Source organism: Marinobacterium sp. xm-d-530 (assembly GCF_013283365.1).
Taxonomy (GTDB): Bacteria; Pseudomonadota; Gammaproteobacteria; order Pseudomonadales; family Balneatricaceae; genus Marinobacterium_E.
The window spans coordinates 1-15,733 of record NZ_WBYM01000003.1; the positions used below are offsets into that span (position 1 = coordinate 1).

Consider the following 15,733-nt stretch of genomic DNA (forward strand, 5'->3'; position numbering starts at 1 on the left):
TTGTCTTGTTAAGCTTTTGTGCTCAACCTCAACAAGCGCCCACACGCATTACCTGATTAATTGTTAAAGAGCGTGCCACCGATCTCTTGGTGGCTGCTTGAGTACTCGTCTCAAGCGAGGTGCGTATATTACCGACACCCGATTTTTATTCAACCCCTTTTTTGTAAAAAAACTAACTTTTTTACAAATAAAACAGGTGGTGTTTCTTTTTACCCAGTTTGACTAGGAAATATTTACCAAATAGGCCTGCTTCAGAGCTGAAAATTTCGTTGCCTGACATATTATCGGCCATACCACAGGCACGATCATTTACGATGACAGCGTCACGCTGCAGTGCATCTTTGATCTGCTTACCGGAATTCGCCATACCCGCATCAACCAACAGTGTCGTCAACGGTGTATCCGAAAGATCCGTTGGAACCTGTGTCGCCGGAAGACCATCTTGCTTAAGCTGCTCAAAGTCAGCTTCACTTAACTGACTAATATCACCTGAGAAGAGTGACTCTGTAATTCGCTTAGCCGCTTCTACTGCATCATTACCATGCACCAAGCGTGTCACCTCTTCCGCGAGAATCGCTTGCGCTTGAGGACGACCAGTCGCTGCTTTATCTTCCTCTTCAATGTCAGCAATTCTCTCAACATCTAAGAAAGTGAAGTAACGAAGGAACTTGTAAACATCTGCATCAGCCGTCGACATCCAGAATTGGTAGAAGGCGTAGGGCGATGTTTTAGTCGCATCTAACCAGATAGTACCTGACTCGGTTTTACCAAATTTTGTTCCATCTGACTTGGTTACCAGTGGCAGCGTAATACCGAACACCTGGTTGCCATTCATACGGCGTGATAGTTCGATACCACCAGTAATGTTGCCCCACTGATCAGAACCACCGATCTGTAAAGTACAACCGTGCGACTTATTAAGCTGCTGGAAGTCAAAAGACTGAAGAATCATGTAGGTAAACTCTGTAAAAGAGATACCAGATCCCTCACGATCAATACGCTGTTTTACAGACTCTTTTGCAATCATCGAGTTTACAGAGAAGTGCTTGCCCACATCGCGCAGGAAGGTCAGTACATCCATGCCTCGAGTCCAGTCGAGGTTATTTACAACCTCGGCACTGTTATCGCCGTTATCAAAGCTGATGAACTGACTCACTTGTGCTTTGAGTTTATCCACCCAACCAGCAACCGTTGAATCATCGTTTAACTTTCGCTCCTGTGCTTTAAAGCTCGGATCACCGATCAAACCGGTTGCTCCACCCACAAGAGCCAAAGGCTTATGGCCATACTCTTGAAAACGACGCAATGTTAACAGCGGCACTAGGCTACCAATGTGCAGACTATCTGCCGTCGGATCGAAACCACAATAGAGCGTTACAGAACCCTTCTCTAGGTGTTCCATTAACTCATCTTCACTACTCATTTGCGCGACAAGTCCACGCGACTGAAGTTCAGCGATTAAATTGATATTTGCCATGGTTTGTTTCAATCCGATGTTTGCGGTCTTAATTTGAGAGGCGAGATTCTACCGATTGATCATCTGTTAGACAAATTTGATAAGGGATCCATTTGATTAAAATCATCGCTAAATCGCTTTATCTATCGGAATCTAGATGGAACTTTTATACAATTAACTGTCTAAGGGACAAACACTCTGTTTCAACTAATATCTGGCTGTAGGTTTGGCTAAAAATATTTTCAGAAAAGCGAAGCGATTTCCTAAGATGCACCTTGCCGTTGTTGGGTCTCTGTCGTTTATCGCCTTGATGCTCTCGATACTTCCTTCATCGGAGGTAGAAGCCACTCGATCTCAGATCGAACTTATCTCACCCAAAGCCCTTCCAGAAGCACAACTACCGGTGGCTGAAACCACCTCTTCAACCCTTATAGAACACAATGAGCAAACCTCAGCCACCACTGAAGTGGCAGAACAGCCACCCGCTATTGAGTGGCAACGCTTTAAAGTCAAAAGCGGTGACAACCTAAGCAAAATCTTCAAGCGTGCCGGCCTAGGTGCTAAAGATGTTCATAAGATTGCCCAGGCTGATAAAAAAACCAAGCACTTCAATGCGCTCCGTCCTGGCCAGACGCTCAGTCTTCACATTGAAGATAACCAACTCATCACACTGCGCATTGAAAAGAGCCTGTTAGAGTCAGTTGAGTTTTCGCTGACGGATACGGGTTATCAGCAAGAGACCCTAGTACTTGAACCCGAGATGCGCCAGCGGTTCGTCACTGGAGAGATCTCCAGCTCGCTCTACCTTGCAGCCAAAAGCGCCGGTCTATCTGAGAACATCACCATGAAACTGGCCGAGGTATTTGGCTGGGACATCGATTTTGCTCTGGATATTCGCAAAGGCGACCAGTTTAGAGTGCTGTTTGAAGAGAAGTATTTAGATGGAAAAAGAATTGGCGATGGCGACATTCTTGCCGCGGAGTTCACCAATAACGGTGATACTTTCGCCGCCGTTCGCTATGAAGACTCCAACGGTGACGTAAACTACTTCACTCCGGAAGGCCGCAGTATGCGTAAAGCTTTCCTACGCTCCCCTGTCGACTTCCGCCGAATCAGCTCAGGCTTCACACGCGAGCGCTACCATCCAGTGCTTGGCGTAAAACGTCCTCACCGAGGAACTGATTACGCTGCTAAAACAGGCACACCCATCAAGGCAGCCGGGGATGGCAAAGTTATTTGGCGCGGTACAAAAGGCGGATACGGTCGTACGGTCATTATCCAACACGGTGGCAACATCACTACGCTCTATGGCCACATGAGCAAATACAACAGCAAGGTTAAAAAGGGTTCACGCGTTAAGCAAGGCCAGACCATTGGCTACGTAGGTATGAGCGGCACTGCAACCGGCCCCCACCTGCACTATGAGTTCCGAGTTGCGGGGGTCCATAAGAACCCACAGACGGTGAAACTTCCTGCCGCACAACCGATTGCTAAGAAAGAGCGTGCCAACTTCAATAAAGTGGCTAACGATATGATTGCTTCACTTCAGCAGAAGGCTATTGAGCAACTGATTGCCAGTGAGAGTCGTGCAGCAGAGTAAAATGTTTCTGGGCCTCATGTCCGGCACCAGCTTAGATGGGCTCGACATCGCTCTTTGCTACTTCGAACCTGAGTATCAACTACTGCACTCTCGCTGTTTCGAATTCTCTGACGAACTTAAACAGCGCATCCTTCCCTTTATGACTAGCCAGCCCCAATCGATTGATCAGATGATGATCCTAGATAGGGACCTGGCCACTTTCGCTGCGGAAGCCATTCTGATCTTTCTGCATGATCACCGCATTGATCCTAAAGAGGTCAACGCTATTGGCTACCACGGTCAGACCCTACGACATAGACCAGACGAAGGCTGCACTCTGCAGGCAGGTAACCCTCATATTCTGGCCGAGATGACCGGAATCGATGTCATTGCCGACTTCAGACGACGCGACCTTGCAGCAGGTGGTGAAGGAGCGCCTTTGGTACCTGCCTTCCATCATTTTCTAACCGAGAAGATGCGCCGACCCTTTGCCCTTTTGAACCTTGGCGGCATTGCCAACCTCTCTCTGTTTACATCAAACGGAGATATTCAAGGTTTTGATACCGGACCTGCCAACACACTGATCGATCAGTGGATCTACCAACATAAGGGGGTTCACTTTGATGCAGAGGGTGCATGGGCGGCGAGCGGTGATATAAACCAACCCTTGCTTGACGCTCTATTAGACGAGCCCTATTTCCATCGAGCCGCCCCAAAAAGCACCGGTCGGGAAACTTTCAATCTAGAGTGGCTCAATCATAAACTCGCAGACTTTGATCAGCTACCGCCTGAAGATGTTCAAGCGACGCTGACAGAGCTAACCGCAGTGACCATTGCTGACGCTCTAAAACAGGCCAAGCTGACCCACTGTCAACTGATTCTATGTGGCGGAGGCGCGCGAAACGATCATTTGATTGAACGCCTAACAGCACACCTACCTGACTTCACCATTATATCCAGCGACCTATTAGGCTGGTCAGCCGATGCCATGGAAGCCGCTGCCTTTGCTTGGCTAGCTTGGGCTTTTAAAAACAAAAAAGCTGGGAATATCCCAGCTGTGACAGGCGCCTTCGGTGAGCGTCGCCTTGGCGCGCTCTTTCCCGCTTAAGGCTGAAGGACGTAGCGCAACGTCTCCACTACCTGCTCATTCGTCTTGGCCCAGGCTAGAGATTGAGCATCAACCTCTTTAAGTGGGTGAATCAAATCTTCTGCATGCAGAGTAATGTAAGGCTTACCCAAAGCAGCACAGTAGCCTGCATCGAATGCAGCATTCCACTGCTTATACTTGTCACCAAAACGAATCACAACCAGATCAGCTTGTTCGATCATCCCTTTGGTTCTAATTAGGTTCACTTTGGATGACTGGTGATCACGCCAGAAATTATCTGACTGCTCTCCCAAGTGGTCGCCGGCAGCATCACTGGCAGGGTGATCAGTGACCGGAGCCAAATAGGTAATATCCAGACCCAATGCTTCAGTACCTTGGCGAATCACATCACGCCAATCGGTATGAATTTCACCCGACATATACACTTTGTAACTCATGATAGCCCCCTAATAAAAAAGCCAGCCACTCTTGCTAGGAGCCGCTGGCCTATAGCATTCATTTAAATTGAGAAAGATGAACCACAACCACAGGTCGTTGTTGCATTAGGATTGTTGATCACGAACTGGGAACCCTGTAGACCCTCTTTGTAATCCACCTCTGCACCCACAAGATATTGAAAGCTCATCGGATCAACCACCATGGTCACTCCCGCATTCTCAACCACAGTATCATCTTCAGCCACAGACTCATCGAAAGTGAAGCCGTACGAAAAACCTGCACAGCCACCACCAGTAATGAAGACGCGCAACTTTAGGTTATCGTTCTGCTCCTCTTCAATCAGAGTACGTACCTTATTTGCAGCAGAGTCAGTAAAGATCATATCGGCATCAGCGGACATGAATACACACCTCAAAATTCATTGGAATGGGTGAATTCTCACAAAACCAAGTAAAACAGTCAAGAATTATGGCATCAACGCTACGTTAGTGAGGCCTGCATTCTCTTTTAGGCCAAACATAATGTTCATGATCTGAATTGCCTGACCAGAAGCACCTTTCACTAAGTTATCGATGACTGAGAGAACCACGACCGTATCATCATCTTGTGGACGGTGAACGCTGATACGACAGAAGTTAGACCCTTTTACACTGCGAGTCTCAGGGTGAGAACCTGCAGGCAACACATCGACAAAAGGCTCGTTGGCATAACGTGCTTCAAAGAGCTCTTGCAGACCCGAATCAACAGGGTCTTTCAACGTAGAGTAGAGCGTCGCGTGAATACCACGAATCATCGGCGTCAAATGAGGTACAAAGGTTAAACCGACCGGCTTACCCGCCGCCCAAGTGAGTCCTTGGCGAATTTCAGGGAGGTGGCGGTGGCCAGGCACACCATAGGCTTTAAAACTCTCGCTCGACTCACACAGCAATGTACCAACACTGGCGCCACGACCGGCACCGGATACACCCGACTTACAGTCGGCAATCAAACGGCGTGTATCAACCAAACCCGCTTCTAGCAGCGGCAAAAAGCCCAGCTGAGTCGCGGTGGGGTAACAGCCAGCACAAGCAATTAACTGCGCATCTTTAATCTGCTCCCGATTCAACTCAGGTAAACCGTAGACCGCTTTCTCAACCAGGTCTGGGCAGCTGTGGTCCAGCTTGTACCACTTCTCCCAAAGCGGTACATCCTTGATTCGGAAGTCAGCACCCAGATCGATCACGCGCACACCACGGTCAACTAACGCCGGCGCCATCGACATGGCAACACCGTGCGGCGTTGCAAAGAAGACAACATCACAGGCGGCCAAGCGGTCAACATCTGGCACGGTAAACTCTAGATCGTAATGACCACGAAGATTGGGGAACATATCAGCAACTGGCATACCCTCTTCAGAGCGGGAGGTAATCACCTCGACAGAGACTTCTGAATGGTTGGCCAACAGTCTAAGCAGTTCAACGCCGGTATAACCCGTGCCACCCACAATACCTACTTTAATCACGATAGTTCCACGCTCCATGTTAGCCATACTGACTGAGTCTTAAGAATTCAGGTGCTGTATAATACGCCACAGTGATTTCCAACTCCAGATTCACGATCCAAGGGATTTGTTCAGGCGTACTACTGACACTCCCTTGCTGGCTGTGGATAATGGTCAAAAATGTTTACCGAGGTTAAGTTGATGTCTAAGTCAGAACAGTTATTTGAAGCCGCCCAGAAACACATCCCAGGCGGTGTTAACTCGCCCGTTCGTGCGTTCAAAGGTGTCGGTGGCACACCGGTCTTTGTTAAACGTGCCGAAGGCGCTTACATCTTCGACGAAGATGACAAACAGTACATCGACTACATCGGCTCTTGGGGCCCTATGCTGTTTGGCCACAACTACCCTCCTGTGATCGATGCGGTGCGTGATGCCCTAAACCACGGCATCTCTTTCGGTGCACCAACAGCAATCGAAACAGAGATGGCAGACAAAATTTGTGAGCTTGTACCCTCAATGGAGATGGTTCGCATGACCAGCTCGGGTACTGAAGCGACCATGAGTGCCATCCGATTAGCGCGAGGTTACACCGGTCGCGATAAGATCGTTAAATTTGAAGGCTGCTACCACGGTCATTCCGATTCACTGCTGGTCAAAGCGGGCTCAGGAGCACTGACACTGGGCGAACCAAACTCACCTGGAGTGCCTGCTGCACTGGCGGAGCACACCATCACACTGCAGTTTAATAACCTAGAGAGTGTCAAACAGGCCTTCGCTGAAGTGGGTAAAGAGATTGCGTGCATCATCGTTGAGCCAGTCGCTGGCAACATGAACTGTATCCCTCCAGTAGAAGGATTCTTGGAAGGCTTGCGTGCCATCTGTGATGAATACGAAACCGTTTTGATCTTTGACGAGGTGATGAGTGGCTTCCGCGTAGCGCGCGGCGGTGCACAAGAGCTTTATGGTGTCACACCTGATCTTACCACTCTAGGCAAGATCATTGGCGGCGGCATGCCCGTTGGCGCCTTTGGTGGCAAACTGGAGATCATGCATCAGATCGCGCCACTGGGCCCTGTTTACCAAGCGGGCACCCTATCAGGCAACCCTCTAGCCATGCGTGCCGGCCTTGCTATGCTAACCGCGATGGAGCGTGAAGGCTTGTACGAAGAGTTAAGCGCGAAGACAGAATACCTCACCGAAGGGTTGAAGGCAGTAGCGGCTAAAAACGGCATCTCTGTGACCACGACCGCAGTAGGTGGTATGTTTGGTCTGTTCTTCACCGATCGTGAGAACATCACTGGGTTTAGTGATGCAACCGCCTGTGATGTTGAAGCGTTCGGAAAGTTCTTCCACCACATGCTCGACGAAGGAGTCTATCTGGCACCTTCAGCGTATGAAGCGGGCTTCCTTTCCGCCGCTCATACAGAGGCTGACCTAGACGCAACCATTGCAGCGGCTGACCGCGCCTTTGCGAAACTGGGGTAATCTGCGATGACTCTGTTGGGGCAAATACTCCTGTTGCTAGCAGCCATAGCTAGCACGCTCTACCTCTTCAGAGGGACGCAAGATGACCTCGATAGCAGCAGTGAGATCAAAGTCACTCGACTCTCACTGCTGAGCATGATCATTGCACTCATTGGCAGCTTCACCCTGACCAGTGACTCCATGGACAGTTCGACACTGCTTCGGATACTGAACAATTTGGCCCTCTATGCAGGGGCCCCTATGATGGCTAGCGCACTGCTGGCACGTGCGGTTCAGCGCAGCTTCACCATGCAAACCTGGGGGCGTTACCTACTGGCACTGATTGCCCTGTTTGAGCTCTGCCGTAGAATGGATGCCGGAGCAGGTTACGCTATGGTGTTGGCTATTGTTCTAATAGGTGCATTAGGAGCAGCTGCCTTTCTTAGCAAAATCAGATCCCAACGTGCTTCGTTTTTGAGTGCTGCACTTCTACTGGCAATCGCTATTTTCAGCTGGAAAGCCAACACCTCTGATCTACTACTCTACTTAGCCCTTAGTTTGACGCTTCTGTTTGCCTCCAAAGGATTGAAGGCCAAAGCTTCACAGGCATAAAAAAGCAGAGGCGGTAAACCGGCTCTGCTTTTTAATCACTGATATCAATTAGTAGCGGTTCAACATGCCATCAAGGATGTTTTTCGGCGCTTCTGCGTAGTTTTCAAACTCCATTGAGTAGGTCGCACGACCCTGGGATGCTGAACGAAGATCGGTCGCATAACCGAACATCTCACCCAGTGGCACTGCAGCACGAATCACCTTGCCTGATGTCGTATCTTCCATACCCTGAACCAGACCACGACGGCGGTTAAGGTCACCCATCACGTCACCCATGTACTCTTCAGGTGTCACGACTTCCACTTTCATCATCGGCTCTAGAAGACAAGGATCAGCTTCCATAGCGTACTTTTTAAGTGCTTGTGATGCGGCGATCTTGAAGGCCATCTCATTAGAGTCGACATCGTGGAAAGAGCCGTCGTAAAGACGCGCTTTCAGACCGATCAATGGGTAGCCCGCAAGAACACCGTTCTTCATCTGCTCAGAGATACCTTTCTCGATCGCAGGAATGTACTCTTTTGGAATCGCACCACCGACGATCTCATTGATGAACTCCAACCCTTCGTCATCACTTGGCGAGAACTCAACGACAACGTGACCATACTGACCACGACCACCTGACTGGCGGGCAAACTTGTGGTTTGCAACAACACTGCTGCGGATCTTCTCACGGTAAGCCACCTGAGGCTTACCGATGTTCGCTTCAACCTTGAACTCACGTTTCATACGGTCAACGATGATGTCTAGGTGAAGCTCTCCCATACCCGAAATAATGGTCTGGCCTGTCTCTTGATCGGTCTCAACGCGGAAGGATGGATCCTCCTGCGCCAATTTGCCCAGTGCCAAGCCCATCTTCTCTTGATCCGCTTGTGATTTAGGCTCAACCGCAACCGAGATCACTGGCTCAGGGAACTCCATACGCTCTAGAACGATCTTCTTGTCAGCATCACACAGCGTATCACCTGTGGTCACATCTTTAAGACCGATCATCGCAGCGATGTCGCCTGCACGAACCTCTTTAATCTCTTCACGGCTGTTAGCGTGCATCTGCACCATACGACCGATGCGCTCTTTCTTCTGCTTAACCGAGTTATAAACGCTGTCACCAGATACCAACACACCTGAGTAGACACGAACGAACGTCAAGGTTCCCACAAAGGGATCGGTAGCGATCTTGAATGCCAGTGATGCGAACGGCGCGTTGTCATCCGCTTCACGCGTTTCAACGGTCTCAGCAGCATCATCCAATGTACCTTCGATCGCTTTGACCTCAGTCGGCGATGGTAGGTACTCAATAACCGCATCGAGTACTGCTTGAACGCCTTTGTTCTTGAACGCAGAACCGGCTAGCATCAAAACAATCTCGTTATTCAGAGTACGCTGACGCAGACCCGCTTTAATCTCATCAATAGATAGCTCACCCTCTTCAAGGTACTTATCCATCAACTCTTCATTGGCTTCGGCCGCCGCTTCTAGCAGCTCTTCACGAAGCTCTTCGGCACGGTCCTGTAGATCAGCTGGAATCTCTTCTAGATCATAGGTCATACCTTGATCGGCTTCGTTCCACATGATCGCTTTCATGCTGATCAGGTCAACGACGCCTTTGAATTCATCTTCAGCACCAATCGGAATATTAATAGGTACTGGTACAGCACCCAGGCGCTGTTTAAGCTGATCAACCACCATGTAGAAATCTGCACCGGCACGGTCCATCTTGTTCACAAACACCATACGAGGTACTTCGTACTTGTTTGCTTGACGCCATACCGTTTCAGTCTGCGGCTGAACACCCGAAGAGGCACAGAGCACAACAACGGCACCATCCAGTACACGCAGTGAACGCTCTACCTCAATGGTAAAGTCAACGTGCCCAGGAGTATCAATGATGTTAACGCGGTGCTCATCGAACTGCTGATTCATCCCTTTCCAGAAACAGGTTGTCGCAGCCGAGGTAATGGTGATACCACGCTCCTGCTCTTGCTCCATCCAGTCCATGGTTGCAGCGCCATCGTGCACTTCACCGATCTTGTGTGACATGCCTGTGTAGAACAGAACGCGTTCGGTTGTTGTCGTTTTACCAGCATCTACGTGAGCACAGATACCAATGTTACGGTAACGATTAATTGGGGTAGTACGAGCCATTGATCAAACTCCTGAAACGTAAAAAGCCCTCGTCATAAACGAAGGCTTTAAAAAAGCGAATTTAAAGCTGGCGAAATGATAACACCATTTCGCCAGATAAAAACGCTTAGAAGCGGAAGTGTGCGAACGCTTTGTTAGCGTCAGCCATGCGGTGAACGTCTTCACGTTTCTTAACCGCAGCGCCACGGCCTTCAGCCGCGTCTAGTAGCTCGCCCGCTAGACGAAGAGACATGTCTTTTTCGCCACGCTTACGCGATGCGTCAACCAGCCAACGCATTGCAAGCGCCATACGACGTGATGGACGAACTTCAACAGGTACTTGATAAGTTGCACCACCAACGCGGCGAGACTTAACTTCGACCATAGGCTGAACAGTTTCCAACGCTTTATCAAACAGTTCCAAAGGATCTGCTTTAGTACGCTCTTCAACTTTCGCTAGAGCGCCGTAAACGATGCTCTCTGCTACAGATTTTTTACCGCTAATCATCAAGTGGTTGATGAATTTAGCCAGTGTGATGTTTCCGAATTTAGGATCCGGTAGAATTTCGCGCTTTGCAGCGACGCGTCTTCTTGGCATGGATAAGCCCTCAATAAATCGTTTAAAAGGTCTTCAGGTTACTCAGGCAATTAAGCCTGCCCTTACTCTTATCGTCTCGGTCTAGCTACCAGCGCGGACTAGGTCCTGCTTAACAGCTTCGCCGACTCTCATAGAGAGTAGACGAACTTAAGACTTAGGACGCTTAGCACCGTACTTAGAGCGGCCCTGTTTACGGTCGTTAACGCCCGCACAGTCAAGCGCACCACGTACAGTGTGGTAACGTACACCAGGTAGGTCTTTAACACGGCCACCACGGATAAGAACAACACTGTGCTCCTGTAGGTTGTGACCTTCACCACCGATGTATGAAGAAACTTCGAAACCGTTAGTAAGACGAACACGACAAACTTTACGTAGTGCTGAGTTCGGTTTCTTAGGTGTAGTAGTGTAAACGCGGGTACATACGCCACGACGTTGAGGACAAGCTTCTAATGCACGAACATCAGACTTCTCTACAACGCGTTTACGTGGTTTGCGCACCAGCTGGTTGATAGTTGCCATTAAGCAAACTCCACGTTTAGTTAAACAACAAAAAGACTAGGACCGAAGCCCTAGTCATTCAGGGGGCGAAATTTTAATCAATTCCACCCCTTCTCGTCAACGTCTTCTGAAATTATTCAGAATCTTCCACTGAAGCGTTCAATGCTTCAGTCAAAGCTGCTTGTACTTCTTCAGCACTTACAGTGACGCTAGATTCTGTATCCTGCATACGTTTGCGTTTGCGTTCGCTGTGGTATGCAAGACCAGTACCGGCTGGGATCAGACGACCCACAACCACGTTCTCTTTCAGACCGCGCAAGTAATCTTTCTTGCCGGTTACTGCACCTTCCGTTAGGACACGAGTTGTCTCCTGGAACGACGCTGCAGAGATGAACGACTCTGTTGCCAGAGAGGCTTTAGTAATACCTAGAAGCACACGTTCAAACTTAGCTGGCTGCTTACCTTCAGCAACCAATTTTTCGTTTGCGATTGTCACATCTACGAATTCAGCCTGTTCACCCTGAATGAATTCAGAATCACCGCTATCTAGGATCTCTACCTTGCGAAGCATCTGACGCACAATCACTTCGATGTGCTTGTCGTTGATGCCTACACCCTGTAGACGGTAAACGTCTTGGATCTCAGAAACGATGTATTTAGCTAGCTCTTCTACGCCCAATACGTGCAGGATATCGTGTGCACTTGATGGACCATCTGAGATCACCTCACCCTTCTCAACTGTCTCACCTTCGAAGACGTTAAGCGAGCGCCACTTCTGAATCATCACTTCGATTGGATCCGCACCATCAGTTGGAGTGATCACAATACGACGCTTACCTTTGGTCTCTTTACCAAAGCTGACAGTACCTGAAATCTCAGCAAGCACAGCCGCTTCTTTTGGTTTACGCGCTTCGAATAGATCCGCTACGCGTGGAAGACCACCGGTGATATCTTTGTTGACAGTACCCTCTTGTGGTAGACGTGCTAGGACGTCACCAACACCCACATCTGCACCATCTTGAAGGTTCAAGATCGCATTAGGTGGCAGCATGTACTGTGCAGGCATTGCTGTACCAGCGTGAAGAACGTCTTCACCCTTGGCATCAACAAGCTTGATCATTGGACGGATATCTTTACCTGCCTGTGGGCGGTCTTTGATATCCAATACTTCGATCGTAGTTAGACCTGTTAGCTCATCCGCTTGGCGCTTAACAGTGATGCCGTCTTCAAGACCAGCAAACTGAATGCGACCCGCAACCTCGGTTACGATTGGGTGAGTGTGCGGATCCCAGTTAGCAATGATTGCGCCTGCTTCGACAGTGTCGCCATCTTTCGCTTTGATCACTGCACCGTAAGGTACTTTGTAACGCTCGCGCTCACGACCGTGCTCATCGGTTACACCGATCTCACCAGATCGTGAAGAAGCGACTAGGTTGCCATCTGCACGCTCAACGGTTTTAAGGTTGTGTAGACGAATTTCACCGCCGTTCTTAACCTGGATGTTATCGACAGCAGCTGCTCGTGATGCCGCACCACCGATGTGGAAGGTACGCATGGTAAGCTGTGTACCCGGCTCACCGATTGACTGTGCAGCGATAACGCCGACAGCTTCACCGATGTTAACCTTGTGACCGCGACCTAGGTCACGACCGTAACAGCTTGAACAGATACCGTGGTGTGATTCACAGGTAATAGCAGAACGAACGATCACTTCATCGATCGAGCTGTAAGTATCGTCATTATCTAGACGTGCTACCCAAGCTTCATCCATCAATGTACCCGCAGGGATCAATACATCTTTACCCTGTGGATCAAGAACGTCTTGTGCAATAACACGACCAAGAACACGCTCACCTAGACCAACAACTACGTCGCCGCCTTCGATTAGCGCCTGGATCACTAGACCCTCTTCAGTGCCACAATCTTGCTCTGTGATAACCACATCCTGAGCAACGTCTACTAGACGACGAGTTAGGTAACCCGAGTTCGCAGTCTTAAGTGCCGTATCGGCTAGACCCTTACGAGCACCGTGAGTCGAGATGAAGTACTGAAGTACGTTTAGTCCTTCACGGAAGTTAGCCGTGATCGGTGTCTCGATGATCGAGCCATCTGGCTTAGCCATCAGACCACGCATACCTGCTAGCTGACGAATCTGAGCCGCACTACCACGTGCGCCTGAGTCGGCCATCATGTAGACAGAGTTGAAAGACTCTTGCTCTTCCTGCTCGCCTTCAGCGTTGATCACTGTGTCAGACTTCAGGTTGTCCATCATCTTCTTAGCAAGCAATTCGTTTGCACGAGACCAGATATCGACAACCTTGTTATATTTCTCACCCTGAGTAACAAGACCGTCTGCGAACTGACGCTCGATCTCTTTCACTTCAGTGTCGGCTTCAGCAACAATGTTCACTTTCTCATCTGGGATAACGAAATCGTTAACACCGATCGATGCACCTGAAAGCGCTGCTTGACGGAAGCCCATGTACATTAGCTGGTCAGCAAAGATAACCGTATCCTTCAGACCACAACGACGGTACGCCTCGTTAAGAAGACGCGAGATCGCTTTCTTCTTCATCGCCTGGTTGATCAGTTCGAACGGAAGACCCGTTGGAACGATATCAAACAGCATTGCACGACCCACTGTCGTATCAACGATTGCAGTGCGAGACTCTTCGTTACCTTCGATGTCGCGGATCGTTTCGTTGATACGAACCTTCACGCGAGCCTGTAGGTGAACCTGTTTAGCACCATACGCACGCTGAACCTCTTTGATATCAGAGAATGCCATGCCTTCGCCCTGCGCATTGATGCGCTCACGAGTCATGTAGTACAGACCCAATACCACGTCCTGTGAAGGAACGATGATCGGCTCACCATTTGATGGCGAAAGAATGTTGTTGGTAGACATCATCAAAGCACGAGCTTCAAGCTGCGCCTCGATCGTCAACGGTACGTGTACCGCCATCTGGTCACCGTCGAAGTCGGCGTTATACGCAGCACACACAAGTGGGTGTAGCTGGATCGCTTTACCTTCGATCAAAACAGGCTCAAATGCCTGGATACCAAGACGGTGAAGTGTCGGTGCACGGTTTAGAAGAACTGGATGCTCACGGATAACCTCATCAAGGATATCCCATACAAGCGGCTCTTCACGCTCAACCATCTTCTTAGCGGCTTTAATCGTAGTTGCGTAACCACGAAGCTCTAGCTTAGAGAAGATAAATGGCTTGAATAACTCAAGAGCCATCTTCTTAGGAAGACCACACTGGTGAAGACGCAGTGATGGGCCAACCACGATTACAGAACGACCAGAGTAGTCAACACGCTTACCTAGAAGGTTCTGACGGAAACGACCCTGCTTACCTTTGATCATGTCAGCAAGCGACTTCAGAGGACGCTTGTTAGAGCCAGTGATGGCACGACCACGACGACCGTTATCAAGCAACGCATCGACAGATTCCTGCAACATACGTTTTTCGTTACGTACGATGATATCTGGAGCGTTAAGGTCTAGAAGACGCTTCAAACGGTTGTTACGGTTGATCACACGACGGTATAGATCGTTAAGATCAGAGGTTGCGAAACGACCACCGTCCAGTGGTACTAGTGGACGTAGATCTGGTGGTAGAACTGGAAGAACTTTTAGGATCATCCACTCTGGGTTGTTACCAGACTTGTAGAACGCTTCAAGTAGCTTAAGACGCTTAGACATCTTCTTAAGCTTAGTTTCTGAGTTAGTCGCAGGAATCTCTTCACGAAGAACTGAGATCTCAGCTTCTAGATCGATCGACTTTAGAAGTTCGCCGATCGCTTCAGCACCCATACGAGCGTCAAAGTCATCACCGAACTCTTCCAGTGCTTCAAAGTACTGCTCGTCGTTCATTAGCTGACCGCGCTGAAGCGTCGTCATGCCTTCATCGATCACAACAAATGATTCGAAGTAGAGAACGCGCTCGATGTCACGAAGGGTCATATCTAGCATCAAGCCGATACGAGACGGTAGTGACTTAAGGAACCAGATGTGTGCAACTGGAGAGGCTAGCTCGATGTGACCCATGCGCTCACGACGCACTTTAGTCATGGTCACTTCAACGCCACACTTCTCACAGATAACACCACGGTGCTTCATGCGCTTGTACTTACCACATAGACATTCGTAATCCTTTACAGGGCCGAAAATCTTGGCACAGAACAGACCGTCACGCTCTGGTTTGAATGTACGGTAGTTAATCGTCTCAGGTTTTTTAACCTCACCATAAGACCATGAACGAATCATGTCTGGTGAAGCCAGAGAGATACGGATCGAATCGAACTCGTCGCTCTGACTTTGAGTCTTCAACAGATTAAGTAAATCTTTCATTATCTATAGCTCCTCA

General features: G+C 49.3%; 12 protein-coding genes. 4 read left to right on the forward strand and 8 right to left on the reverse strand.

Annotated features, from left to right (window positions below; genetic code table 11):
- Positions 1-181: 181 nt before the first annotated feature.
- A complete protein-coding gene (gene tyrS, locus XMD530_RS05315) occupies positions 182-1,477 on the reverse strand; it encodes a tyrosine--tRNA ligase (RefSeq protein ID WP_173481805.1) in 1,296 nt (431 codons plus the stop codon).
- Between the two features lie 205 nt (positions 1,478-1,682).
- Here tyrS and XMD530_RS05320 point away from each other — a divergent pair, with 205 nt between their 5' ends.
- Together XMD530_RS05320 and XMD530_RS05325 are read left to right on the forward strand one after the other, a co-directional pair.
- On the forward strand, positions 1,683-3,056 hold the full coding sequence (locus XMD530_RS05320) for an OapA family protein (protein ID WP_254442858.1): 1,374 nt from the start codon (positions 1,683-1,685) through the stop codon (positions 3,054-3,056).
- A 1-nt stretch (position 3,057) separates the two neighbouring features.
- The gene (locus XMD530_RS05325) at positions 3,058-4,143 is read left to right on the forward strand and encodes an anhydro-N-acetylmuramic acid kinase (RefSeq protein WP_173506866.1); all 1,086 of its coding nucleotides are present in this window, start codon (positions 3,058-3,060) and stop codon (positions 4,141-4,143) included.
- Here the strand turns inward: XMD530_RS05325 and XMD530_RS05330 are convergent.
- From XMD530_RS05330 to argC, 3 genes are all read right to left on the reverse strand, one after another.
- On the reverse strand, positions 4,140-4,580 hold the full coding sequence (locus XMD530_RS05330) for a YtoQ family protein (RefSeq protein ID WP_173481803.1): 441 nt from the start codon (positions 4,578-4,580) through the stop codon (positions 4,140-4,142). The two genes, XMD530_RS05325 and XMD530_RS05330, sit on opposite strands and share 4 nt — an antisense overlap.
- 62 nt (positions 4,581-4,642) lie before the next feature.
- Positions 4,643-4,981: an iron-sulfur cluster insertion protein ErpA gene (gene erpA / locus XMD530_RS05335; protein ID WP_173481802.1), complete on the reverse strand. Its 339-nt coding sequence runs from the start codon at positions 4,979-4,981 to the stop codon at positions 4,643-4,645.
- 66 nt (positions 4,982-5,047) lie between these two features.
- On the reverse strand, positions 5,048-6,082 hold the full coding sequence (gene argC, locus XMD530_RS05340) for an N-acetyl-gamma-glutamyl-phosphate reductase (protein WP_173481818.1): 1,035 nt from the start codon (positions 6,080-6,082) through the stop codon (positions 5,048-5,050).
- A 180-nt stretch (positions 6,083-6,262) separates the two neighbouring features.
- On the opposite strand from argC, the gene hemL reads away from it, so the two are divergent.
- Together hemL and XMD530_RS05350 are read left to right on the forward strand one after the other, a co-directional pair.
- Positions 6,263-7,546 carry a glutamate-1-semialdehyde 2,1-aminomutase gene (gene hemL, locus XMD530_RS05345; RefSeq protein ID WP_173481801.1) on the forward strand — a complete coding sequence of 428 codons (1,284 nt, stop codon included), beginning with the start codon at positions 6,263-6,265 and terminating at the stop codon, positions 7,544-7,546.
- A gap of 6 nt (positions 7,547-7,552) precedes the next feature.
- Entirely contained in the window at positions 7,553-8,137 is a 585-nt protein-coding gene (locus XMD530_RS05350) for a hypothetical protein (RefSeq protein ID WP_173481800.1), read from the forward strand.
- Positions 8,138-8,185: 48 nt separating this feature from the next.
- On the opposite strand, the gene fusA is transcribed toward XMD530_RS05350, so the two are convergent.
- From fusA to rpoC, 4 genes are all read right to left on the reverse strand, one after another.
- On the reverse strand, positions 8,186-10,279 hold the full coding sequence (fusA, locus tag XMD530_RS05355; protein WP_173481799.1) for an elongation factor G: 2,094 nt from the start codon (positions 10,277-10,279) through the stop codon (positions 8,186-8,188).
- A 106-nt stretch (positions 10,280-10,385) separates the two neighbouring features.
- Entirely contained in the window at positions 10,386-10,856 is a 471-nt protein-coding gene (gene rpsG, locus XMD530_RS05360; RefSeq protein ID WP_173481798.1) for a 30S ribosomal protein S7, read from the reverse strand.
- Positions 10,857-11,003: 147 nt separating this feature from the next.
- Positions 11,004-11,378 carry a 30S ribosomal protein S12 gene (gene rpsL / locus XMD530_RS05365; protein ID WP_173481797.1) on the reverse strand — a complete coding sequence of 125 codons (375 nt, stop codon included), beginning with the start codon at positions 11,376-11,378 and terminating at the stop codon, positions 11,004-11,006.
- Between the two features lie 112 nt (positions 11,379-11,490).
- Positions 11,491-15,717 carry a DNA-directed RNA polymerase subunit beta' gene (gene rpoC / locus XMD530_RS05370; protein ID WP_173481796.1) on the reverse strand — a complete coding sequence of 1,409 codons (4,227 nt, stop codon included), beginning with the start codon at positions 15,715-15,717 and terminating at the stop codon, positions 11,491-11,493.
- Positions 15,718-15,733: the final 16 nt, after the last annotated feature.